Raw genomic sequence first — 23,399 nt, 5'->3', positions numbered from 1 at the left:
GCGTCGCGCGGCGGAACCCGCCGATGGGAGCGCTCCCATGATGAGAGTGGTGTGACGTCCTGTCAACAGAACGGCGGACCCGGTGGCGACGCCGTCCCGTCCGCACCGCACCGCACCGCGTCGGCGCGGGCCGGGACGTACGGGTCCTCCGGCACGCGCCCACCGCCGGACGGTGCGGCCGGGATCAGGACGGCGCGCCCTCTCCCACCGCCGACGCCGCCGCACGGGCCGCCCCCTCCCGGGGCTCCAGCCGCACCACGATCCCCTTCGACGTCGGCGTGTTGCTCCGGTACGCCACGCTCTCCAGCGGCACCAGCACGTTGGTCTCCGGGTAGTAGGCCGCCGCGCAGCCCCGTGAGGTCGGGTAGCCGACCACCCGGAAGTTCTCCGCCCGGCGTTCGACACCGTCCTCCCAGGCACCGACCAGGTCGACCGGCGCGCCTTCCTCCAGACCCAGTTCGCGCATGTCGTACCGGTTGACGAGGACGACGCGGCGGGAGCCGTGGATGCCGCGGTAACGGTCGTCGTCCGTGTACGGAACGGTGTTCCACTGGTCGTGGGAGCGCAGGCTCTGCAGGATCAGATGGCCGGGCGGGGCGGTCAGGGCCTCGAAGTCGTTGCGGCTGAAGAGGGCCTTGCCGGCGGGGGTGGGGAAGACGCCCTCGTTGACCGGGTTGGGCAGGCAGAAGCCGCCGGGGCGGCGGACGCGGGTGTTGAAGTCCTCGAAGCCGGGGACGACGCGGGAGATGTGGTCGCGGACGCAGTCGTAGTCGGCCTCGAAGCGTTCCCAGCGGACGGGGACCTTGTCGCCGAGGGTGCGGCGGGCCAGCCGGCTGAGGATGGCGACCTCGCTGAGGAGGTGCTTGGAGGCCGGTTCGAGGACGCCGCGGGAGGCGTGGACCCGGCTCATGGAGTCCTCGACGGTGACGAACTGCTCGCCGGTGGCCTGCACGTCCCGCTCGGTGCGGCCGAGGGTGGGCAGGATCAGGGCGGTCTCGCCGCACACGACGTGGGAGCGGTTGAGCTTGGTGGAGATGTGCGCGGTCAGCCGGCAGGTGCGCATGGCGGCCTCGCTGACCTCGCTGTCCGAGATGGCACGGACGAAGTTCCCGGCCAGGCCGAGGAAGACCTTGGCGCGGCCGTCGCGCATGGCCCGGACGGAGGCGACGGAGTCCCAGCCGTGCTCGCGGGGCGGCTCGAAGCGGAACTCGCGGGCGAGGGCGTCGAGGAAGTGGTCCGGCATCCGCTCCCAGATGCCCATGGTCCGGTCGCCCTGCACGTTGCTGTGACCGCGCACGGGGCAGGCACCGGCTCCGAACCTGCCGACGTTGCCGCGCAGCAGCAGGAAGTTGACCACCTCGCGGATGGTGGGCACGCCGTGCCTGTGCTGGGTCAGGCCCATCGCCCAGCAGACGATCACCCGCTCGCTCCCGAGGACCATGTCGCGCACTTCCTCGATCCGGGCGCGGGCCAGCCCGGTGGCCTTCTCGACCTCGGGCCAGGAGACGGTGGCGCGCAGGTGCCGGGCGAACTCCTCGAAACCCTCGGTGTGGGCGTCGATGAAGTCCCGGTCGAGGACGGTGCCGGGCGCGGCCTCCTCCGCCTCCAGGAGCAGGAGGTTGAGCGCCTGGAACAGCGCGAGGTCGCCGCCGAGCCTGATGTGGAGGAAGCGGTCGGCGATCCGTGTGCCGCGGCCGACGACGCCGCGGGGGCGCTGGGGGTTCTTGAAGCGGGCCAGCCCCGCCTCGGGCAGCGGGTTGACGGCGACGATCCTGCCGCCGCGGCGCTTGCACTCCTCCAGCGCGGACAGCATCCGGGGGTGGTTGGTGCCCGGGTTCTGGCCGACGGTCAGGATGAGGTCGGCGTGGTGGATGTCGCGCAGCGACACGTCGCCCTTGCCCGTGCCGAGGGTCTCGTTCAGCGCGGTGCCGCTGGACTCGTGGCACATGTTGGAGCAGTCCGGCAGGTTGTTGGTGCCGAACGCGCGGGAGAAGAGCTGCAGGGCGAACGCGGCCTCGTTGCTGGCCCGGCCGGAGGTGTAGAAGACCGCCTCGTTCGGGGAGTCCAGCGCTTTCAGCTCGTCGGCGAGCAGGTCGAGGGCGTCGCTCCAGCTGATGGGCTCGTAGTGGTCGGAGCCGGGTCGCTTGACCACGGGCCGGGTGAGGCGGCCCTGCTGGTTGAGCCACCGGTCGGACTTCCCGGCCAGCTCGCTGATCGGGTACCTGCGGAAGAAATCGGGTGTGACACGGCGTGAGGTGGCCTCGTCATTGGTGTGCTTGGCGCCGTTCTCGCAGTACTCGTTCATGGCGCGGTGTCCCGGCTCGGGCTCGGGCCACGCGCAGCCGGGGCAGTCGAAGCCCCGGACCTGGTTGAGGTTCAGCAGCGTGAGCCCCGTGCGCCGGGCCGACGTCTGGTCCAGGGAGTACTTCATCGCGTGGTACACCGCCGGTACGCCCGCGGCCCAGGTCTCGGGCGGAGTGACCTCGAGGCGGTCGTCGGCCGGTTCCTCGCTCGACGGCTTCTGCAACGTGCTCTCCTCGCTCCGTGTCGTGCCCCCCGGCGCCCGCACGCGGCCCCCGATCCGGCCGGGCGGACGGGCCGGTCAGCCGGTCGGCCAGGTCGGTACGTGGGGACGGCTCCGGCCCTCGGTGGGCCGGACGTGGCCCTTGCTGATCTCGCCGCGCCAGGCGCCGGTCTCGCGGCCCTGCCCCTCGGTGAACTCCTTGAAGGACGTCAGGGCGGTGCGGACCGCACGGCGGGCGACGCCGAGTGCGGCCGCCGCCCGCCTCACCACTCCCCCGGGCCGCAGGTCGATGCGCAGGGTCACCCGGCAGTGGCCCGCGTCGAGTCCTTCGAAGGTCGCCGTGCCGGTGTGCCGGGGTTCGTCGCGGACCTCCCAGCGGACCAGCCGGTCCGGGACCTGTTCCACGATCTCCGCGTCGTACTCGTACGTCCTCGGGCCGAGCCGGATCACCCAGTGGGTCGTCGCCGCCTGGATCTGGTCGACGCGTCTGACGCCGTCCATGAAGCGGGGGAACGTCCTGAACTGCGTCCACTGGTTGTACGCCACTTGGACCGGCACGTCGATGTCGATCGACTCTTCGGTGGTGCTCATGGACTCAGGACCCTGCCCGTCTCCTCGCCGTCACCGGTGGTCGCGTGGCGCGGCACCGGGCGCATTCGTCCGCGCTCGCCCCACCGAGTATCCGGGAAGCACCGTCTCAAGCCCCTGGACCGCATGGCATACGGGTGACCGGGGCGCGCTCCGCCGTGCTGCCCCGGACAGCGGACGGCGGACCGCGTCGCCGCGGGGAGGGAGCCGAAGCTCTGGACTTGCTCAAAGGCCGCTTCGGGCCGCCGGAACGCGGGGCATCCTGCGGACAGCCGGTGCGCAGGCCCGGCGGAAGGGGGGACGTCATGCTGATCGTGTTCGTGTGGGTGGGCGGGTGCGTACTGGCGCTCGTCACGGTGGTCACCTGGATGGTGCGGCGGGCGTGGCGCCGCGCCTGGGACGATCTGGGCACGCGGGCGACCGTGCTCGGCCCGGGTACCGGGCCCGGCCCGCGCGGCGGAACGTCGGCGCACGACGCCGGCAGCTCCTTCGCCCACTCGTCCTGGTGGGAGACGGGCGCGGGCGGAGGTTCGTCGAGCGGCTGCTCCAGCGGCGGTTCCTCGTCCTGCGGCAGTTCGTCGTCGTGCGGCGGTTCCTCGTCGTGCGGCAGTTCCTCGTCGTGCGGCAGCAGTTCGTCGTCCTGCGGCAGTTCCTGCTGACTCGGGAGGCGGGCCATTCGCCGCACCGGGTGTCCTGCGGCCGGGACGAGCAGCCGTCGGCCGCGGCCGGTACCCGGGCGCTGTGGCTCGACGCCACCACCGGCGTCAGCGGCGTGGTGCCCCGGGTCCGGCGCGCACAGCCCTCACGCGCGGCCGCGCTCCGGGCCGGTGCCGGTGGCGGGCCAGTGCCGGTGCCGGTGGCGGGCCGGGTGCGGGGTCCGCCGACGCCCAGGCCCTCGTGACGGAGCCGTACGGCGGCGGCCCGTCCACCGCGGACGGGCACCGGGCGCGTGCCGGCACACGAAAACCCCGGGGTCCGGCCCGGGGACCGTCCTCGTCAGAGGGTTTCGTCGTTCCATTGGTCGAGCAGGGTGGCGCCGAAGTCACTGGGTTCCGCCGCACCGCCGTGAAGGGACTGCTCCGTCCAGATGACCTTGCCCGCAGGGGTGTAGCGGGTGCCCCAGCGCTCGGCGTACTGGGCGACGAGGAACAGGCCGCGGCCGCCCTCGTCGGTGGTCTTGGCCCGGCGCAGGCGTGGTGAGGTGCTGCTGCCGTCGGACACCTCGCAGATCAGGTTCCGGCCGCGCACCAGCCGCACGGTGATCGGGTCGCCGCCGTAGCGAACGGCGTTGGTGATGAGCTCGCTGAGGATCAGCTCGGTGGTGAAGCTGATGTCCTCCAGACCCCAGTCCGCCAGTTGCCGGGCGCAGGCGGCGCGGACCGGCGCCACCGCCGCGGGGTCGCGGGCCACGTCCCACTCGGCGAAGTCCGAGGGGGCGAGGCGACGCGTGCGGGCCACGAGCAACGCGATGTCGTCGCTCGGCCGGTCGGGCAGCATGGCCTCGATCACCGCCGTGCAGAGGGCCTCCGGGGTGCGGTCGGGCCCGGTCAGGGCGGCGCGCAGTGCCTCCAGGCCGGCGTCCGGGTCGCGGTGGCGGTTCCGGTCCCGGATCAGCCCGTCGGTGTAGAGCACCAGTTTCGAGCCCTCGGGCAGGGTCAGCTCCGCCGCTTCGAAGGGCAGGGCCGCGCCCAGGCCCAGCGGCGGGGAGACCGGCAGGCGGGGAAAGGTCACGTTCCCGTCCGGGCGGACGACCGCGGGCCCCGGGTGGCCTGCGGTGGCGGCGGTCACCTGACCGGAGACGGGATCGTAGACGGCGTACAGGCACGTGGCCCCGGTGATCTCCTGCCCGTCCTGCTCCGCGGCGGCGGCCTCGTGGGTGTCGATGTGGGCCACCAGCTCGTCCAGATGGCTCAGCAGCTCGTCGGGCGGCATGTCCAGGGTGGAGAAGTTGTACACGGCGGTGCGCAGCCGGCCCATGGTGGCCGCGGCGTGCAGGCCGTAGCCGACGACGTCGCCGACGACCAGCGCCACACGGGCGCCGGACAGGGGGATGACGTCGAACCAGTCGCCCCCCACCCCCGCCCGGGCCGGCAGGTACCGGTAGGCCGCCTCCAGCGCGTTCTGCTCGGGCATGCCCCGGGGCAGGAGGCTGCGCTGCAGGGTGACGGCCATGGTGTGCTCGCGGGTGTAACGGCGGGCGTTGTCGATGGCGGTCGCCGCACGGGCGGTCAGCTCCTCGGCGAAGGACTTGTCCTCCTCCTCGAACGGTGCGGAGGCGTCCGCCCGCCAGAAGTGGGCCACTCCCAGCAGTTCCTCCCGCGCCCGCATCGGCGCCACGACGAGGGAATGGACCCCCTGTTCCAGCACCCGCCGCCCGCGCTCGGGGTCCTGTGCCCACCAGCCGTCGGACGTCCTCAGATCCGTCTCCAGGACCGCCCGGCAGTCGGCCGCCGCGGCACCGCCGGGGCCGGCGGGCGAGAACCGGATCAGCTCGCCGGCGGGAGCAAGGCCGTAGTCGCCCTCCCGGCCGTGGACGACGATGCGCCGCAACTCGGTGCCCCCGCCGGGCGGCTCCTCGCCCCGCAGGACGGAATCCCACAGCTCCACGGTGACGACGTCGGCGAACCTCGGCACGGACACCTCCGCCAGTTCCTGAGCGGTACGCGTCACATCCAGCGTGGTGCCCATCCGTACCCCAGCCTCGTACAGCAGCTTCAGCCGCTCCCGTGCCACCTCCGCCCGCCCCGTCACCGTCGCCAGCTCCGTGGTGTCCCGAAGCGTCACCACGCTGCCCGCCCGGCCCCCGTACGGGGCCGTGGACCGTTTGTTCACCGCCAGCAGCCGGTCCCCGACCAGACGCACCGCGTCCGTGACCGGCTCGTCCGACGCCAGCAGCCGCGCCGTCTCCTCGTCCGGCCCCAGGTCCGCCACCCGGCGCCGCTCCGCGTTCGCCGGAAGGTCCAGCAGCCGTCGGGCCTCGTCGTTGACCAGCAGCACCCGCCCTTCCGCCCCGGTGATCAGTACGCCCTCCCGCACGGCGTGCAACACCGCGTCGTGGTGTTCGTACATCCGGGTCATCTCCGCCGGGCCCATGCCGCGCGTCTGCCGCCACAGCCGGCCCGACACCAGTGCCGCCCCCGCGGTGGACAGCACGAGGGCGGCCGCGCCGGCGGCGAGGATGATCGGCAGCTGCCGATCGACCATGTCGCCCACGTTCTCCACCGTGATCCCCGCGGACACCAGACCGACCACGGAGCCGTCGGCACCGGTCACCGGGACCACGGCCTGCACGGCCTCCCCTTCGCCGGCGGGCAGCGCCGGTCCGCCGGCCCGCTCGACGACGGTGCCGCCTTCCAGTGCCGGTTCGATGGTGCCGACGAACTTCTTCCCGATCTCCTTCGGATCGGGGTAGGTGAGACGGACGCCTTCGGTGTTCATGACCACGATGAAGTCCACGCCCGCCCGCTGCCGGACCTCTTCGGCGCGCGGCTGGAGGACGGCCGTCGGATTCCGGGCGTCCAGCGCCTCGGCCGTGCCCGGAGCGTTCGCGAAGGATTCGGCCGCCGTCACCGACATGCGCTCGGCTTCTCTCTCGTTGTCGCCGTCGGCCTGGACCACCGAGGCCACCACCGCGGCTCCGACCAGCAGCAACACGGTGACGATCTGGAGCAGGAACGCTTGCCCCGCCGTGGTGCGCGGGCTCAGCAGTGAGCGCAGCCCCGGCCTCGGGCCGCGACGCGAGCCGCCGGTCCCGAATTGGTCGAAGCGGTCTCGCGACCGTCGGTTCGGGCGGAATGACCGCTCTCCTTCCATGACCAATTTCTACCTCGCTTTGCAGACCGGAAGCGACGGCCGGACCCGAACCGACACCGGACGGCCCTGCGTGCGCCCGCGACGTCCGGGAGATCACAAAGGACCTCGCCGTGACCGCGGCCGGTCTCCCCGTCCTGCTCGTGCTCGACGGCAGACGGCCCGAGGACGAGGAGTTGCGCACCGTGCTGTCCGATCCCGCGGGTTCGGACACGTACTCGATGCAGTCGGTGATGCCGACCGGTTCGTCACCACCTCGGTTGACCGGCGTCGCGGGCGTCGCCGCGGCCCGCCAGAGACGAGGGATCCGCGCCACGACGTCACCGGTGTGCGGCAAGGAGCACCGGTTCTGCCCGTCCACCGGCACGGGAATCGCCTCGCCCGCCGGCATCCGCTCGAAGTACAGCATCGGGACGCCTCCGTAACCGCCGGGACCGTAGGCGATGTGAAGCCGCGCGATCGTGGTGGGCAGGCCGAGCACCTGGTTGAAGGCGCGCACCGGGCCCTCAGTCGCGATCTTCCCGCCGGGACGGGCGGGCAGCCAGTCGGCGACGCCGTCGACCGGGTCGTCCTCCGTGGAGGGGTGGGCCGGTGTCTGTCGCGCGTACGGGGCGCCGGTGGACACGTACAGGAACGCCCCGGCGGTCCGGCAGTGTGCCATGAGGCGGCCGGCCGCCCACAAAGCACTTGACGAGGTTGACGAAGACCAGGATCTCGCTGACCCCGAGACGCGCGCAGAGGAGCGGGGTCTTGGTGCCGTTCGTCTGCATCGGCACGACCGGGTCGTACTCGGGGGTGCCGGACACCGCCGCCCGCGTGAGCGGCTGCGCGAGAGCGCGGACCGTGAGGGCCCGCAGCAGGGTGCTGATCTCCAGGTCGGTGGCGCCGAGGCGCTCGGTGACCTTGCTGCGCAGGCGGAGGATGTCGAGCGAGGTGCCGCCGAGGTCGAAGAAGGCGGCACCGGCACTGAGCGAGCCGGGGGCGACGTCGAGTACCTCCGCGTAGATCTCGCACAGAGCCTGCTCGGTGGCGTCCTCGGGCGGGGTGTGGCCGCCCGGCACGCGGGTCGTCAGCTCGGTGGCGGCGTGCGCCTCGGTCTCGTACGCGCCCGGCTCCGGGCGCTGACGCGTCAGGGAGCACTGGATCTCGCCGAGACCGGTCTTGGGGAATGCGTCCTTCGGCAGCGGCAGGACCAGGAAGGGCCGGAAACCCCGGTGCAGCACCACACTGCTCCGTACGGCAGTGAGCACCTGGTGCGGCATCGCCTCGTCGCCGCCGGGGACGTCCGGGGGGAAGCCGGTCACGAGTTGCTCGGCCACTTCAACGACGTGCTGCCCTTCCGCACGCCGGTCGATCCCACCCGTGGCTTCCTCGAGCCGGTGCGGCGCGGCGCCCGGACCGTGACCGGCGTCCTCGACCACGAGAGGATTCCCTCCGGGAAGGTCGTCGCTGAACTGAAGCCGCAGCGTGATCCCTCCCGGCACCCCCTGTACACCGTCACGCGCCCCCGTCAGAACGCCGCGTCCCGCCCCCGCGCCCTGCCGGGGCCGACGCCGGTGCCCGGGGAGGACCTCGCCGGGGTCGCGCCCGGCACGGCCAAGACCGAGCCGCCCCCGGCATCTACGACAACGCCGACAGACCGATGAGCGGTTGTCCCGAGTACGCCGTCGACCTCTTCGACTCCCGTACCATGCACGCTCCGCTCTCCCGGTCCGTGACACTCGTCGGTGCCGTGCTGAGCGAACCGAACCGCGGGCTGGCCGACCTGGCGCGCGACACCGAGCAGGCCCCGCCGAGCCTCCTGACCACGCCTGCCGCGCAGTCCGCCGGCCCGCCGGTGACGCAGGCGCTCCGCGCGTTCGCCGCCCGCCGGCCGCACCTGCCGGTCGCTGGACATCGAGAGGGTCACCGCCGACGACGCCCTCGGCGCGGACGGGCCGGCGCTCGCGGCCGCCCGGCGGGTCCTCGCCGAGGTCGGCCTGGACCCCGCCGACCTGCAGGCCCTCGTGGTGGTCGAATCCCGGGCCCCGGATTCGCTCATGGCCTCGGAGGCGACCCGGCTGCAGGACCCGCTCGGCGCCCGGAAGGCGACCGTGTTCTCCGTCGGCGGTCTGGGGTGCGTCTCCCGGGCCCGCCGCCGGACGACGGTTCCGGCGGTCTTGCCCGGCGTCCGGATCCGGTGCGAGACTTCGCAACGTCCTTCACATGCAAAGGAGTTGGGCTTGTCGCCTACGGGAGGGCCGGCACGGCCCCTGACCGTCCTCTTCGCACCGGAGAGCGCGTACGGGCCGACGAACAACTGCGTGGGGATCGGGGATGTCCTGCGCCGCCGGGGGCACCGTGTGGTGTTCGCCGCGGAGGCGTCCTGGAAGGGCCGTCTCACGCCGTTCGGTTTCGAGGAGGACCTGGTCGATCTGGCCCCGCCGCCCGAACAGCCCCAGGACGCGGGCCAGTTCTGGAAGGACTTCGTACGCGACACCGCGCCCGAGTTCCGGAAGCCGACCATCGAGCAGCTGGGCACCTGGATCAAGCCGGTGTGGGAGGAGCTGATCTCCGGCGCCCGGTACTGCGAACCGCAGCTGAAGGAGATCATCGACCGGGTCCGGCCGGACGTGATAGTCGAGGACAACGTCGTGTGCTTCCCGGCGTTGACCACGGCGGGCGTTCCTTTCGTGCGGATCGTCTCGTGCAACCCGCTGGAGGTGAAAGGCGAGCGCGTTCCGCCGCCGTTCTCCGGATACCCGGCCGGGGACCGGAGCGAGTGGGACGGGTTCCGCGCCGAATACGACCGCACGCACCGGAGCCTGTGGAGCGACTTCAACGCCTGGGTGACCGAGCAGGGCGCGCGTCCGCTGCCCGACCTGGAGTTCATCCACGAGGGCGATCTGAACCTGTACGTCTATCCCGAGTCGGCCGACTACACGGACGCCCGTCCGCTGGGCCCCACCTGGCACCGGCTGGACTCCTCGGTCCGCGAGACGCGGGAGGGGTTCACGCTGCCGCCCGGCCTGGCCGACGGCGGCGGCGCGCTGATCTACTTCAGCCTCGGATCGCTCGGCTCGGCCGACGTGGACCTCATGCGCAGGGTCATCGCCTCGCTCGCCCGCACCCCGCACCGCTACATCGTCTCCAAGGGCCCGCTGCACGAGGAGATCGAGCTGCCGCCGAACATGTGGGGCGAGGAGTTCCTGCCGCAGCCCCGGATCCTCCCGCTCGTCGACCTCGTCATCACGCACGGCGGCAACAACACGACCACCGAGGCCCTCCACTTCGGCAAGCCCATGATCCTGCTGCCGCTGTTCTGGGACCAGCACGACAACGCCCAGCGCATGGCCGAACTGGGTTACGGCGTCCGGCTCGACCCGTACCGCTTCACCGACGCCCGGCTCCACGACGCGATCGACCGCCTGCTCGGCGACACGGCTCTGCGGCGCACCCTCACCGGGACCGGCGAGACGATCCGGGCGCGCGACGGACTGCACACGGCCGCGGACCTGATCGAGCGGGCCGCCACGGGCTGACCCCATCGGCCCTCGGGCGAACCGAGCCCCGTGCGCCGCCGCCGGGTTGGAAACAGCTCAGTCTCCTTCGCGGCCTCATCCAAGTCATCGAGGGGACCTCGACGCCCTCTCCATGGTGGGCGCGCGCACTCCTGTACCCGGAACTATGGTGTCCCACCACATACGCCTCTCACCTGCGTGTTCCTACGGTGTGGCGACACGCAAACGTCCCCGTCGAAACGCCAGGAAGTGGTGCCGATGTCGTCGCCCGCAGCCGCTCCACCCGCCCCGAACAACCTCAAGCGCATCGTCGCCGCGTCCCTCATCGGCACCACCATCGAGTGGTACGACTTCTTCCTCTACGGCTCCGCCGCCGCGCTCGTCTTCAACAAGCTGTTCTTCCCGGACTCCGACCCGCTCGTCGGCACGCTGCTGTCGTTCCTCACCTACGCCGTCGGGTTCGCCGCGCGGCCGCTCGGCGCGCTGGTCTTCGGGCACTACGGGGACCGGCTCGGGCGCAAGAAGCTGCTGGTGCTGAGCCTGCTGATGATGGGCGGGGCGACGTTCGCGATCGGACTGCTGCCCACGCACGCGGCCATCGGCAGCGCCGCGCCCGTGCTGCTCACCGTGCTGCGGCTGGTCCAGGGGTTCGCGCTCGGCGGCGAGTGGGGCGGTGCCGTGCTGCTGGTGTCCGAGCACGGGGACGCCCGGCGGCGCGGGTTCTGGGCCTCGTGGCCGCAGACCGGTGCGCCGGCGGGGCAGCTGCTGGCGACCGGTGTGCTGTCGCTGCTGACCGCCGTGCTGTCGGACTCCGCGTTCGAGGCCTGGGGCTGGCGGATCCCGTTCCTGCTGTCCGGGGTGCTGGTGATCGTCGGTCTGTGGATCCGTCTCTCCGTCGATGAATCGCCGGTGTTCAAGCAGGCGCTGGAGCGGGCCGAGGCCCGCAAGGCGGACACCGGCACGGAGCGGATGCCGGTCGTGGCGGTCCTGCGGCACCACTGGCGTGACGTGCTGGTGGCGATGGGGGCGCGGATGGCGGAGAACATCAGCTACTACGTGATCACCGCGTTCATCCTCGTGTACGCGACCACGTCCGCCGGGGTCTCGAAGCAGACCGCGCTCAACGCGGTGCTCATCGCCTCGGCGGTCCACTTCGCCGTCATCCCGGCCTGGGGCGCGCTGTCGGACCGGCTCGGCCGGCGTCCGGTGTATCTGATCGGCGCGGCCGGGGTGGGGCTGTGGATGTTCCCGTTCTTCGCCCTCGTCGACACCGGCGGTTTCGGCAGCCTGCTGCTGGCGGTGACCGTGGGGCTGGTGCTGCACGGGGCGATGTACGCGCCGCAGGCCGCCTTCTTCTCCGAGATGTTCGCGACCCGGATGCGCTACTCCGGTGCCTCCATCGGCGCCCAGTTCGCCTCCGTCGCGGCGGGCGCGCCGGCGCCGCTGATCGCCACGGCGCTGCTCTCGGACTACGGCAGCTCCACGCCGATCTCGCTCTACGTCATCGCGGCGAGCCTGCTGACGATCGTCGCCGTGGCGGTCGCCAAGGAGACCCGGAACCGGGACCTGGCGGACGCGGACCCGTCGGGTGGCGCGGGCGAGCCGGTCGAGGCGGTCCGGGAGGCGCGCACCGTCTGATCCCTCAGGGCACCGGCCCCCGTACGCGCCCCGCGTACGGGGGTCAGTACCGCGCGGGAGGCGGGGTGCCCGCCGACAGGCGGTGCAGGCGCAGGGCGAGCTGGATCTCCAGGGCCCGCGCCGGACTCTGCCAGTCGTCACCCAGGAGACGGCCGACGCGTTCCAGCCGCTGGGCGACCGTGTTGACGTGGACGTGGAGCTCGTCCTTGGTGCGGGCGGGGCTCATGCCGCAGGCGAAGTAGGCGTCGAGGGTGCGCAGCAGCTCGGTGCCGCGTCGTCGGTCGTACGCCACGACCTGGCCGATGGTGCGGGTCACGAAGCCGGCGATGTCCCGCTCGCCGGCCAGCAGCAGCCCCAGGAAGCCGAAGTCCTCGGCGGCGGAGCCGTCACCGGAGCGGCCGAGGAGGCGCAGGGCGTCGAGGCAGCGCCGGGCCTCCGCGTAGGCCGACGCCACGGTGTCGGGGCGGCCGGTGAGGTGTTCGACCGGGGCGGACGCGCCGACGGTGACCGGTTCGTGGACGGCCGTGCCCAGGTGGCGGGCGGTGCGGCGGGCCAGCTCGGTGGCGGTGTCGCCGGGAGCGAGGGGCAGCAGCAGGACGGTGCCGCCGTCGCGTGCGGCGGCGAGGCCCTGCCGGGTGGCCGCGAGGTGGGAGGCCGCGGCCCACAGCCGTCTGCGGGCCGCGGCCTCCTCGTCGGCGTCGGCGGCGGGGCCCTCGAGGCGGGCGGCGAGCACGGCGTGGGTGGCGTCGAGGTCGGCGTGCAGCCGGGCCGCGCGCTCGCGCAGCAGGCGCGGGTCCCGGTCGCGGGCGTCGAGCAGGTCGTCGAGCAGCTCACCGCGGACGCGCTGTTCGGCCTCGGCGGCGGAGCGGCGGGCGAGCAGCAGCAGTGAGGTGACCATGGCCGCGCGTTCCAGCGTGCGCTGGTCGACGGGGTCGAGGCCGGGGTGGCCGCGCAGGACCAGCGCGCCGAGGAGTTCGTCGCCGGCGGCCACCGCGGCGATCCAGTCGTCCCGGTGCCGTACCGCGTGGCCCTCCGCCCGCGAGGACTCCAGGGCCCGGTCGGGTGCCGCGGTGGCCTCGGTGAACTCGACCGTGCCGGCCAGGACCTGGGAGACGGCGGCGGCCACGTCGTGCACCCCGCCGCCGCGCAGGACCAGCTCGGCCAGCCGGTCGTGGACGTCCGAGGCGCGCTCGATGACCGCGCTGCGGTCCTTGATGATCTCGTTGGCGCGTTCCAGGCCGGCGAGGGCCGAGCGGGTCTCGGCGAGCAGGTTGGCGGTGTCGATGGCGGCCGCCGCGAGGGCGGCGAAGGAACCGAGCAGGGCGATCTGCTCCCGTTCGAAGACCCGGGACCGCCGGTCCGCGGCGAACAGGACGCCGATGACGTGGTGTCCCAGTGTCAGGGGCACGCCGAGGATCGCGACGAGTCCCTCGTCCCGCACGCCGGTGTCGATGCTGTGGGTGTGCTGGAAGCGGTCGTCGCGGAAGTAGTCGTCGGTGACGTAGGGGCGGGCGGTCTGGGCGACGAGGCCGCCGAGCCCCTCCCCCATGCCGAGGCGCAGCTGCTGGAAGCGGGCGGCGACCGAGCCCTCGGTGACCCGCATGTAGGTGTCGCCCCTGGCCGGGTCGTTCAGGCTGAGGTAGGCGACGTCGGTGCCGAGCAGGGAGCGGGCGCGCTGCACGATCGCCCGGAGCACGGCGTCCAGGTCGCGCAGTCCGGCGAGGTCGTGGGCGGTCTCGAAGAGGGCGGACAGCTCGGCCTCCCGGCGGCGGCGCCCCTCCAGCTCCGCGCGCACCCGCAGGGCGAGCACCTTGGCCTGCTGGAGGGCGGCGATCCGCCCGGCGGGCAGTCCCTCGGCGCGGGCGAGCAGCACCGGCTGCTCGTACGCCTCGGCGGAGGCGCCTCGGGCCAGCAGCTCCAGGAACGGCGCCTCGGCGCTGCCCGAGGCGGGGCCGGGCTCGGGGCCGGCGTCGGCATGTGCCCGGCCCGGCGCTCCGGCAGCGGGGGCGGGACGCTCGGCGGACTGCGCGTGATCGCGGGACATGCCCACAGGATTCCTCATCCCGCGGCCGCCCCGTCAGGCCTGTGGAAAACCCTGTCGGCCGACGGCCGGCCGCTGACGGCCGATGTCTCAGTGGGCGGTCCAGCCGCCGTCCAGGACCAGTGAGGTGCCGGTCACGAAGGACGCCTGCGGGCCGCACAGATAGGCCACCGCCTCGGCGACCTCCTCCGGTTCGATGAGCCGTCGGACGGCGCTGTCCCGCAGCAGCACCTCGGACAGGACGCGTTCCTCGGGGATGCCGTGGGCCCGGGCCTGGTCGGCGATCTGCTTCTCGACCAGGGGGGTGCGCACATAGGCGGGGTTCACACAGTTGCTGGTGACGCCGTGAGGTGCGCCTTCGAGGGCGGTGGTCTTGGACAGCCCCTCCAGACCGTGCTTGGCGGCCACATAGGCGGACTTATAGGCCGAGGCGCGCAGACCGTGGACCGAGGACACGTTGACGATGCGGCCCCATCCCTGGCCGTACATGTGGGGCAGGGCGCCCCGGATGAGCCGGAAGGGCGCCTCCAGCATCACGGTGAGCACCGTGTGGAAGACGTCGGGCGGGAACTCCTCGATGGGGCGGACCAGCTGCAGCCCGGCGTTGTTGACCAGTACGTCGGTGCCGGCGGCGGCGAGCTCGGCGGCGTCCAGGTCGGTGAGGTCGAGGACGTGCGGCTCGACGGCGCCCGCGGCGTCCCGGGCCGCCTCGGCGAGCGTCTCCAGGCCGGCGGCGTCCCGGTCGACGGCTCTGACCTCGGCCCCGGCGGCCGCGAGCCGCAGCGCGCAGGCGCGGCCGATGCCGCCGGCGGCGCCGGTGACGAGGGCGGTACGGCCACCGAGGTCGAGCGGGATGGCATGGGGGGCCGGAAGGGCATGGGACGCGGTCATGTCTCGACCCTAGGCAGCACCCGTACGCCGCCCCATGTGGTCAGGCCCTACAGTTCAGCCAAGTCCAGTGGGGTCGAACCATGTGGGTGCGTCGGACATGGCCTGCTTGATCCGAAAGTGCGCGAACTCGTTCAGCTCCGGCAGCGCGTCCACGCCGAACCAGCCGACCTCCAGCGACTCGTCGTCGTTGACCCGTGCCTCGCCGCCGAGGGCACGGCAGCGGAAGGTGATGTCCATGTACTGGCAGACGTCGCCGTTGTCGTACGCCACCGGGTCCAGCGCCTGGACCAGGACGACCCGCTCGACGGCGCAGCGCACCGCGGTCTCCTCCTCGACCTCCCGCACGGCGCAGGCCGCGGGCTGCTCCCCGGGGTCGGGGATGCCGCCGATCACCGACCACTTGCGGGTGTCGGCCCGGCGGTTCAGCAGGACCCTGCCCTCGTCGTCGAAGACGAGCGCGGTGACCCCGGGGAGCCAGAGGAGCTGATGACCGGCGGAGGCACGCAGGGCGCGGATGAAGTCAGGAGTAGCCATGTCCCCGACCCTAACCGGCCGGTCAGGGCCCTCCCCGGCACTTCAGGGGGCGTGCGGCGGGCGTACTACCGCACGTCCCCGGCGCGTCGCCCGCGCACCCCGGCGGCGACGGACCCGCCCAGTCCGCCCGCGGCGACCAGGACGAGGGCGATCTCCGGGAGGATGCCGAGGCGGGTGGCCGGGGTCTGGGAGGTGCGCAGCGGCACCTCCCCCACCAGCGAGTCGGCGACGAACATGCCGGTCCTCTGCGTGATCTCCCCGTCGGGCATGATGATCGCGCTGACCCCGCTGGTCACCGGCACGGTGACGGCGCGGCTGTGCTCCACGGCGCGGACCCGGGACATGGCGAGCTGCTGGTAGGTCATCTCGCTGCGGCCGAAGGTGGCGTTGTTGCTGGGCACCGAGATCAGCTGGGCGCCTGCGGTGACCGTGTCGCGCACCGCCCAGTCGAAGGCGGCCTCGTAGCAGGTGACCAGGCCGACGCCGGCACCGTTCATGGTGAAGACGCCCGGCTCGCCGCCCCGGCTGAAGTCCTGGCGGACCATCGACGTCCAGTTCTCGTTGACCGCCCCCACGAGGGGGCGCAGCGGGAGGTACTCGCCGAACGGCTGGATCTGCCGTTTGTCATAGGTGTCGACGGGGCCCTTCGCCGGGTCCCAGAGGATCTGCTCGTTGAGCAGCTCGCCGTCCCTGTCGACCACGCCGCCGACCGAGACGGGCGCGTCGATCGCCTTGGCCGCCTTGTCGATGACGGCGCGCGCGTCGGGGTTGGTGAAGGGGTCGATGTCGGAGGAGTTCTCCGGCCACAGCACGATGTCGGGCTGCTCGGCCTTGCCGGCCGCGACGTCGGCGGCCAGGCGCTCCGTCTCCCGCGCGTGGTAGTCGAGGACCGCGCGCCGCTGGGAGTTGAAATCCAGGCCCAGGCGGGGCACGTTGCCCTGGATGACGGCGACGGTCACGGTGCCGGCCTCGGCCTTGTCGCTGACCAGCGACCGGGCGGCGAGGGCGGCCACCAGCGGCACGGCGACGCTCAGCACGCCGACGGCCGCCGCGGCCCGCCGTACGGTCCCGGTGCGCCGGGCCCGCAGGGACAGCCGGACGATCTCGTACAGGCCGAAGCCGCACAGCACGACGGCGAAGCCCAGCACCGGGGTGCCGCCGAGCGCGGCGAGCGGCAGGAAGAAACCGTCCGCCTGGCCGAACGCGACCTTGCCCCAGGGGAAGCCGCTGAACGGCACGCGCGCGCGTGCCGCCTCGCCGGCGATCCACAGCGCCGCCGCCCACACCGGCCACCCGGGGAGTTTCGACACCGCGGCGACGCCCGCGCCGACCAGCGCGACGAAGACCGCCTCGATCACCACGAGGGCGATCCACGGGCCGGGGCCGACCTCCACACCGGTCCACACCAGCAGCGGCAGCAGGAAGCCGAGGCCGAAGAGGTAGCCGAGGCCGAGCGCCGCCTTCCAGCTCCGGCCGCGCAGCGCCCAGCCGAAGACGGCGAAGGCGGGCACGGCCAGCCACCACAGGGTGCGGGGCGGGAAGCTGACGTAGAGGAGCAGGCCCGAGAGCGCGGCTGCGGCGGCTGGGAGGAGGCGCACGAGCCGCCTGCCCCGCGCCGGTGGCGCGGTCTGCGGCGGCATCGGGTCCGACTCGCCGACGGAGGTTGCGGTGACGGTCACTCCGGGAGTCTACGGCGCGTGACCTGGCGGCCGACAGCACGGTCGGCGGGGCGCGGGACGCCGGGCGGGCCCGCGCTCCCTCCGGGTGCGCGGGCCGCGTGCCGCATCGTTTCCGCGCGACTTGTCACCACACATCCCCAAACCGGGCACCAGCCGCTACGGTGTGCCGCGGTGCCCTGGTCGTGCGGCCCGTCGCGGCGCCGGCGGCGGCCGGGGCCCGTCACAGGCCGGGGGCGACGACGCGGTGCGGGGTGCGGGGTGGGTTCCACGGGGATGGCTTCCGCCGGTCCGGATGCGGACGGCGAGAGACGGATCGGTCCGGACGCGGCGGGGGTCGCGGTGCTGGGGATCTGCGCGGCCTGGCCACTGATCACGGCGGCGGCCCGGGGCGGCCGCCCCGAGGGCATGCTGCTCGCGGTCCTCGCCGTGGCCGCGGGCTACGCGGCGGGCCGGATCGGCGGGGCGCTGCTGCCGGTGGCGGCGCCGTGCGCGGGTGCCCTGGCCGGCGTCGGCCTGACGGTGGCGGTGCCGCGACCGGTGCCGGGACCCCAGATCACCGCTCCGCTGGGGCACGCCGGTGCGACGGCCGCGATGCTGGCCCTGTCGGCCGGTGCCGCCTGCTGCGCGGCCTGGGCGGCCTCGGCGCCGGCGGTGCGGTCGGCGCTGCTTCTGCTGGCCGCGGGGGTCGTGGCGACCGCGGCCGTACTGGGCTCCGTCCCGGGGTGCGTCGCCGGCGCGGCGGTGCTGCTGTGCTCCCTCGCCGTGGGCCGGGTACGGCGCCGGGGTCCCGTGCTCGCCGGGCTGGCCGTGGCGGCCGCCGGGGTGACGGGGGTGATCTGGACGGTGGCCGGTGACGCCGTACCGGAAGGATTCGCCGCATCGCTGGAGGGGCGGCTGACCGCGCACCGCGTGGGGCTGTGGCGGGACGCGCTCGGCATGCTCCGGGAGCATGCGGGGCTGGGGGTGGGGCCGGGGCGTTTCGGGGAGCTGAGCACGGTGTCGGGCCGGTCACCGCTGTCCGACGGCAGGCCGCACTCCGCGCCGCTGCAGCTGGCGGCGGAGCAGGGGGTCGTGGGGGTGGTGCTGTTGGGGCTGGCCTTCGGGTGGCTGTTGTACGCGCTGTGGCGCAGTCCGCGGGCTACGCCGGTGGTGCTCAGTGCGGGGGCGGCTCTGACCGCTCTCGCCGTGATCGCCGCGGTGGGCAATGCGTTGAGCTTCACGGCGGTGTCCGTGGGGGGCGGGGTGCTGGCGGGGCTGGCCACGTCCCGGCCGTTCGCGGAGGACGCCGGGCCGTCCGCGCGGGGGCGTGTGGTGCGGTGACCGGTGCTCGCGGGGTGCGCTCGCGCGGGTGACCGGCGCTCGCGGGGGGTGTTCGCGCGGCCCGGCGCTTACGGGGTGCCGTCGCGCCCACCCGTGCCGCCCCAGCGGCACGACTGCCCGCGGAGCACGGGGCGGAGACACCACTGCGCGCGGGTACGCGGTGGTCAGTGGGTCGCGCCTGGCTTGTGGGGGCGGAGGCGGTCGCGGATGACCGTCACCGCCGCTTCCGCGTCGTCCACCGTCACCGTGAAGGTGTGGCCGTCCCACAGGCGCAGGATGATGCCCTCACCCCGGCGTACGACGACCGCCGTGCCCTTCTCGGGCCGCCAGCGGTACCCCCAGCCGCCCCAGTGCCGCGGGGTGACGTGCGGGGCGAACTCCGCGCCCGCGACGTGCGAGAGCGGGATGCGGCGGCGGGGCACGCCGATGTGGCCGCAGCGCACCTCCAGGTGGTCCTCGTCGACCCGCAGCGCGACGTGCACGAAGGCGAGGGTGCCGAACAGGACCAGCAGCCCGGCGGCGATGCAGCCGACCACGGCCATGGCCAGCGGCGCGATGCCGGACGTCCACGCGGAGTCGACGGCCAGCACGATGCCGAGCGCCAGGCAGGCGGCGCCGATCAGCGCCAGGAACCACTGGAAGCGGTTGGTCGCGCGACCGGTCCAGATCTCGGGGTGCGGGGCATGCCCGCCGTGGCGGTGGTCCCTCATGATTCGAGGTTACTCAGGATCCGCTCGGCGGGTACCGCGCTGCACGGCGTTACTGCGCCGTCCGGGCGGCGGCGGCGTGCCGCAGCAGCCGGCCCTCCGCGTAGGTGAGGGCGGCCGCGGGGAGCGCGCCCTCGCGTCCGCTCAGCAGCACCGTCAGGGTGCCGCTCGCCGGCGCCCGGGGGTCGGGCTGCTCGCCGAGGCGGCGCAGGGCCTGGGCGGCCACCGCTCCGGCGGAGCCGTGCAGGGCGAGCGGCGGGCGGCCGGGGCGCTGCACGGCGGCCCGGATGCGCTCGGCGACCAGTTCGTAGTGGGTGCAGCCCAGGACGACGGTCGTCACGTCGTCCGGGGTGAGCTCGGCGGCCGCGGCGACGGCGGCGTCGATCGCCGTCTCGTCCGCGCGCTCCACGGCCTCGGCGAGCCCCCAGCACGGCACCTCCGTGACGGTGACGCCGTCGGCGAAGTTCTCGATCAGGTCCCGCTGGTAGGGGCTGCCGGTCGTGGCCGGTGTGGCCCAGATCGCCAGCGGTCCGCCGCCGGCCGCGGCCGGTTTGATCGCGGGGACGGTGCCGATGACCGGCAGGCCGGGCTCGAGGCGGGCGCGCAGGGCGGTGAGGGCGTGCACCGTGGCGGTGTTGCAGCCGACGATCAGCGCGTCGGGCCGGTGCGCGGCGGCCGCCTCGGCGACGGCGAGGGCGCGCCCGGTGAGGTCCTCCGGGGTCCTGGGTCCCCAGGGCATGCCGTCGGGGTCGAGGGAGAGGACGAGACCGGCGTCGGGGCGCAGGCGCCGTACCGCGGCGGTGGCCGCCAGCAGACCGATTCCGGAGTCCATGAGCGCGATCTTCACCCGGCCACGATAGACGATGAGCCGCTTCGGGCCCCTGCCGTGGGGCAGACTGCGGCAGGTGAGCGCCGTCGTGTGGAGTGCCGCCGGATCCCTCGCCGCCTGGTGGTGGCTACTGCTCTGCCAGGGCTTCTTCTGGCGTACCGACGTACGGCTCCCGCCGTCCCGCGACCCGGGGACCTGGCCGCCGGTGTGTGTCGTGGTCCCCGCGCGGGACGAGGCGGCGGTGCTGCCCGCGAGCCTGCCCTCGCTGCTCGCCCAGGACTATCCGGGCCGGGCCGAGGTCTTCCTCGTCGACGACGGCAGCACGGACGGCACCGGGGAGCTCGCGCGGGAGCTCGCGGACCGGCACGGCGGGCTGCCGCTCACGGTGGACTCCCCGGGCGAGCCGCCCGCCGGCTGGACCGGCAAGCTGTGGGCGGTGCGGCACGGCATGGCACTGGCACGCGCGCGTGACCCCGAGTACCTGCTGCTGACGGACGCCGACATCGCGCACGCCCCGGACAGTCTGCGCCGGCTGGTGGCGGCGGCCCGTACCGGTGGGTTCGACATCGTGTCGCAGATGGCCCGGCTGCGGGTGGAGAGCCTCTGGGAACGCCTGGTCGTACCGGCGTTCGTCTACTTCTTCGCGCAGCTGTACCCGTTCCGCCGGATCGGGCGGGCGGGGACCCGGACGGCCGCCGCGGCGGGCGGCTGTGTGCTGCTGCGCGCCGAGGCGGCCGGGCGGGCGCGGGTCCCGGACGCGATCCGGGGGGCCGTCATCGACGACGTGGCGCTCGCCCGCGCGGTGAAGCGGGGCGGCGGGCGGGTCTGGCTGGGGCTCGCGGACCGGGTGGACAGCGTGCGTCCGTATCCGCGGCTGCGCGATCTGTGGCGCATGGTGGCGCGGAGCGCGTACGCGCAGCTGCGGCACAGCCCGGTGCTGCTGGCCGGTACGGTCGCCGGGCTGACGCTGGTGTATCTGGTGCCGCCCGTCGCGGTGGTCGCGGGCGCGGTGACGGGGAGCGGGACGGCGGCGGTCCTCGGTGCGGCGGCCTGGCTGGTGATGACGGGGACGTACGTCCCGATGCTCCGGTACTACCGGCAGCCGCCGTGGCTCGCTCCCCTGCTGCCGTTCACCGCGTTCCTGTACCTGCTGATGACGGTGGACTCGGCGGTGCGGCATCACCGGGGGCGCGGTGCGGCCTGGAAGGGCCGCACCTACGCGCGTCCGGACGCCGTGCCCGACGAGGGCTGACCGCGCGTCACCTCACCTCACTTGCGGCCGGGGGTCCAGTTCATGCCCCACCCGTAGGCGTGGTCGACGGTGCGCTGCGGGCTCACTCCGCGCTCGGGGACCAGGTAGCGGACCTCGCGCCGGACGACGAGCTCGCCGCCGCCGGTGTTGGTGATCAGGGCGAGCGCGCACACCGTCGAGGGGACGGTGCACTCGTCGAGGGAGAAGTCGACCGGTGCGCCGTGCTGCGGCCGGAGGGTGACCGTGGCGTGCAGGTCGGCGAAGGAGCGGGCGCCCTCGTAGATGGTGACGAAGACGAGGACGCGCCGGAGCAGGTGCTTGTGGTCGAGGTTGACGGTGAGGTTCTCGCCGCTCGCCACGGCACCGGTGCGGTCGTCGCCGTCCAGGTGGATGAAGGGGGGCTGGTGCAGTGCCCCGAAGGCGTTGCCGAGGGCCTGGACGACGCCCCTGTGGCCGTCGGTGAGTTCGTACAGGGCGCACAGGTCGAGGTCGAGGTCGGAGTGCAGGGCGACCGGGCGGCCCAGTTTCCCGGCCCAGCCCGAGAACTGCTTGCGCACCTCCCAGTTGAGGTTCACATGCAGGGTGCCCGAGGTGGCGCCCTGCTTGGTCAGGGAGACGGAGGGGGCCGCCTTGGTGAGCGTCACCTTCGTCAGCCGGACCGGCGCGGGGGGTGCGGCCGGCGCGGGCGGCGGGGACACGGTGACCGGGGGCGCGACGGGCGGCACCGGGGCCGCGGAGACGGCGGGGGCCGCGGGGGTGTGCTGCGGCTCGTCCACCGTGATGCCGTAGTCGGTGGCGAGGCCCTCGAGTCCGCTGCTGTAGCCCTGGCCGACGGCGCGGAACTTCCAGGCGCCCTGGCGCCGGTAGAACTCGCCGAGGACGAACGCCGTCTCGGTGGTCGCGCCCGTGCTGTCGAAGCGCGCCGCCACGGTGCCGTTCCCGGCGTCCTTGACCTCGATGGACAGGTCCGGGACCTGTCCGAACGTGCCGCCGTCGCAGGAGGCGGCCAGGATCACCGCCTCGATGCCGGGCTCCACGCGTGCGAGGTCGACGAGCAGGGTGTCGGTGACCCGCCCTCCCGCGTCCCGCTTGCCCTCGTGACGCACGGCGCCGGAGGCGTGGGCGGGCTGGTTGTAGAAGACGAAGTCGTCGTCGGAGCGGACCTTCCCGCCGGCCAGCAGGAGGGCCGAGGCGTCCGCGTCGGGTACGCCGGGGCCCGAGCGCCGGCCCACGTCCACCCGCAGTGCCGTCGTCGGCACCGGTGTGTTCGATCCCTTCGGCATTGACATGTCCGCCCCCAATTCACGGGTCGCCGCGCCAGGCCGGGTCCCGGCATCCGTCGGCCCTCGTCCGCACAACTTATTCCTCCACGCGGCGAACGCCCATGGGTGCGCGCGGGACCCCCTGGCCAACCGCCGGTAACCGGCCCGGAACTCGGCCTTTACACGAAATACCCCCGTCGATGTGCCCGTTTTCCACAAGTTCGCTCGTATTGGGGATCTCCAGTCACGGCGGGCACGGAAAACAACCCTCTTATCGGTCTCCCCAACCAGCACATCGTGGGCTTAACTTATGTGCCATGACCTCCCCCCGCTCCACTTATGGCGGCGGCTACTACTCCGCTGCCTTCCCGGACACCCCGATCTACGACTCGCTCGTGGCCGAGCGTGGTACCCCGCAGATCGCCCCGATCCGGGTCCCCGCCGCGTACGAGGCACCGGCCAGCCATCTGCCCGCCCTCCCCTCGGCGTTGCCCGCCCTCCCGGCGGCCCCATCCCAGCCCTCCTACGGCTACCCGCAGGCGCCGCAGCCCGCCCCGCTCCAGCAGGCGCCCGCGGCGTACGTCCCGCAGCAGGCCCCCGCCGCGTACATCCCGCAGCAGGCGACCGCGCCGCGCGGCTACCCCGGCCCCCAGCCGCAGCCGCCGCGTCCGGCTCCGCCCGCCGGCTACGAGGCGATGCGCCCCGCGGCTCCGCGGCCGGGTCCCGCTCCCTACCAGGACCCGTACAACAGCCAGCAGTACCGCGGGTACTGAGCCTGCCCGGGGCACCGACCCGGTGCGCGAAGTCCTCCTCGATCCTCAGCC

The 23,399-nt window shown here is 73.7% G+C and carries 18 protein-coding genes and 1 pseudogene; 7 read left to right on the top strand and 12 right to left on the bottom strand.

The genetic code is table 11. From position 1 onward, the window contains the following. Nucleotides 1-184 precede the first annotated feature (184 nt). Both AB0A94_RS28340 and AB0A94_RS28335 read right to left on the bottom strand, forming a co-directional pair. Nucleotides 185-2,527 (bottom strand): FdhF/YdeP family oxidoreductase, encoded by a 2,343-nt coding sequence (locus tag AB0A94_RS28340; RefSeq protein ID WP_361748737.1) that lies wholly within the window; start codon nt 2,525-2,527, stop codon nt 185-187. A 75-nt stretch (nt 2,528-2,602) separates the two neighbouring features. Further along, nucleotides 2,603-3,115 (bottom strand): SRPBCC family protein, encoded by a 513-nt coding sequence (locus tag AB0A94_RS28335; RefSeq protein WP_361748736.1) that lies wholly within the window; start codon nt 3,113-3,115, stop codon nt 2,603-2,605. A gap of 502 nt (nt 3,116-3,617) precedes the next feature. On the opposite strand from AB0A94_RS28335, the gene AB0A94_RS28330 reads away from it, so the two are divergent. After that, the gene (locus AB0A94_RS28330) at nt 3,618-4,013 is read left to right on the top strand and encodes a hypothetical protein (RefSeq protein WP_361748735.1); all 396 of its coding nucleotides are present in this window, start codon (nt 3,618-3,620) and stop codon (nt 4,011-4,013) included. 95 nt (nt 4,014-4,108) lie between these two features. Here the strand turns inward: AB0A94_RS28330 and AB0A94_RS28325 are convergent, their stop codons facing one another. Continuing rightward, the gene (locus AB0A94_RS28325) at nt 4,109-6,925 is read right to left on the bottom strand and encodes a SpoIIE family protein phosphatase (protein ID WP_361748734.1); all 2,817 of its coding nucleotides are present in this window, start codon (nt 6,923-6,925) and stop codon (nt 4,109-4,111) included. Nucleotides 6,926-7,035: 110 nt separating this feature from the next. Here AB0A94_RS28325 and AB0A94_RS28320 point away from each other — a divergent pair, with 110 nt between their 5' ends. Then, nucleotides 7,036-7,347: a hypothetical protein gene (locus tag AB0A94_RS28320; RefSeq protein ID WP_361748733.1), complete on the top strand. Its 312-nt coding sequence runs from the start codon at nt 7,036-7,038 to the stop codon at nt 7,345-7,347. Here AB0A94_RS28320 and AB0A94_RS28315 read toward each other — a convergent pair. Next, nucleotides 7,284-7,547: pseudogene (locus AB0A94_RS28315) on the bottom strand (NAD(P)-dependent oxidoreductase); the annotation flags it as partial. The gene AB0A94_RS28320 and the pseudogene AB0A94_RS28315 sit on opposite strands and share 64 nt — an antisense overlap. Next, nucleotides 7,429-8,343, bottom strand: a complete 915-nt coding sequence (locus tag AB0A94_RS28310; protein ID WP_361748732.1) for a phosphopantetheine-binding protein — start codon at nt 8,341-8,343, stop codon at nt 7,429-7,431. The pseudogene AB0A94_RS28315 and the gene AB0A94_RS28310, both read right to left, overlap by 119 nt. Nucleotides 8,344-9,144: 801 nt before the next feature. Between AB0A94_RS28310 and AB0A94_RS28305 the strand changes: the two genes are divergently transcribed. Both AB0A94_RS28305 and AB0A94_RS28300 read left to right on the top strand, forming a co-directional pair. Next, the gene (locus AB0A94_RS28305) at nt 9,145-10,443 is read left to right on the top strand and encodes a nucleotide disphospho-sugar-binding domain-containing protein (protein WP_361748731.1); all 1,299 of its coding nucleotides are present in this window, start codon (nt 9,145-9,147) and stop codon (nt 10,441-10,443) included. 237 nt (nt 10,444-10,680) lie between these two features. After that, nucleotides 10,681-12,060, top strand: coding sequence for an MFS transporter (locus tag AB0A94_RS28300; RefSeq protein WP_361748730.1), 1,380 nt, complete (start codon nt 10,681-10,683; stop codon nt 12,058-12,060). Between the two features lie 43 nt (nt 12,061-12,103). Here AB0A94_RS28300 and AB0A94_RS28295 read toward each other — a convergent pair whose 3' ends face one another. From AB0A94_RS28295 to lnt, 4 genes are all read right to left on the bottom strand, one after another. Further along, nucleotides 12,104-14,104 (bottom strand): GAF domain-containing protein, encoded by a 2,001-nt coding sequence (locus AB0A94_RS28295; protein ID WP_361748729.1) that lies wholly within the window; start codon nt 14,102-14,104, stop codon nt 12,104-12,106. 87 nt (nt 14,105-14,191) lie between these two features. After that, nucleotides 14,192-14,992, bottom strand: coding sequence for a 3-hydroxybutyrate dehydrogenase (locus tag AB0A94_RS28290; RefSeq protein WP_361748728.1), 801 nt, complete (start codon nt 14,990-14,992; stop codon nt 14,192-14,194). Between the two features lie 54 nt (nt 14,993-15,046). Next, nucleotides 15,047-15,526, bottom strand: a complete 480-nt coding sequence (locus AB0A94_RS28285; protein WP_361748727.1) for an NUDIX domain-containing protein — start codon at nt 15,524-15,526, stop codon at nt 15,047-15,049. Between the two features lie 65 nt (nt 15,527-15,591). Continuing rightward, entirely contained in the window at nt 15,592-17,205 is a 1,614-nt protein-coding gene (lnt, locus tag AB0A94_RS28280) for an apolipoprotein N-acyltransferase (RefSeq protein ID WP_361748726.1), read from the bottom strand. Between the two features lie 273 nt (nt 17,206-17,478). Here lnt and AB0A94_RS28275 point away from each other — a divergent pair, with 273 nt between their 5' ends. Then, nucleotides 17,479-18,525, top strand: coding sequence for an O-antigen ligase family protein (locus AB0A94_RS28275; RefSeq protein WP_361748725.1), 1,047 nt, complete (start codon nt 17,479-17,481; stop codon nt 18,523-18,525). Nucleotides 18,526-18,689: 164 nt separating this feature from the next. Here the strand turns inward: AB0A94_RS28275 and AB0A94_RS28270 are convergent, their stop codons facing one another. Together AB0A94_RS28270 and AB0A94_RS28265 are read right to left on the bottom strand one after the other, a co-directional pair. Next, a complete protein-coding gene (locus AB0A94_RS28270; RefSeq protein ID WP_361748724.1) occupies nt 18,690-19,235 on the bottom strand; it encodes a hypothetical protein in 546 nt (181 codons plus the stop codon). A 49-nt stretch (nt 19,236-19,284) separates the two neighbouring features. Further along, nucleotides 19,285-20,079, bottom strand: coding sequence for an aspartate/glutamate racemase family protein (locus tag AB0A94_RS28265; protein ID WP_361748723.1), 795 nt, complete (start codon nt 20,077-20,079; stop codon nt 19,285-19,287). A 16-nt stretch (nt 20,080-20,095) separates the two neighbouring features. Here AB0A94_RS28265 and AB0A94_RS28260 point away from each other — a divergent pair, with 16 nt between their 5' ends. Further along, the gene (locus AB0A94_RS28260) at nt 20,096-21,313 is read left to right on the top strand and encodes a glycosyltransferase (RefSeq protein ID WP_361748721.1); all 1,218 of its coding nucleotides are present in this window, start codon (nt 20,096-20,098) and stop codon (nt 21,311-21,313) included. A gap of 17 nt (nt 21,314-21,330) precedes the next feature. Here the strand turns inward: AB0A94_RS28260 and AB0A94_RS28255 are convergent, their stop codons facing one another. Continuing rightward, on the bottom strand, nt 21,331-22,596 hold the full coding sequence (locus tag AB0A94_RS28255) for a TerD family protein (RefSeq protein ID WP_361748720.1): 1,266 nt from the start codon (nt 22,594-22,596) through the stop codon (nt 21,331-21,333). Between the two features lie 296 nt (nt 22,597-22,892). Here AB0A94_RS28255 and AB0A94_RS28250 point away from each other — a divergent pair, with 296 nt between their 5' ends. Then, the gene (locus AB0A94_RS28250) at nt 22,893-23,348 is read left to right on the top strand and encodes a DUF6643 family protein (RefSeq protein WP_217135124.1); all 456 of its coding nucleotides are present in this window, start codon (nt 22,893-22,895) and stop codon (nt 23,346-23,348) included. Nucleotides 23,349-23,399: the final 51 nt, after the last annotated feature.

Origin of the sequence: Streptomyces sp. NPDC044984 (assembly GCF_040646935.1) — a bacterium.
Taxonomy (GTDB): domain Bacteria; phylum Actinomycetota; class Actinomycetes; order Streptomycetales; family Streptomycetaceae; genus Streptomyces.
This window is presented reverse-complemented; position numbering and strand designations above follow the sequence as displayed.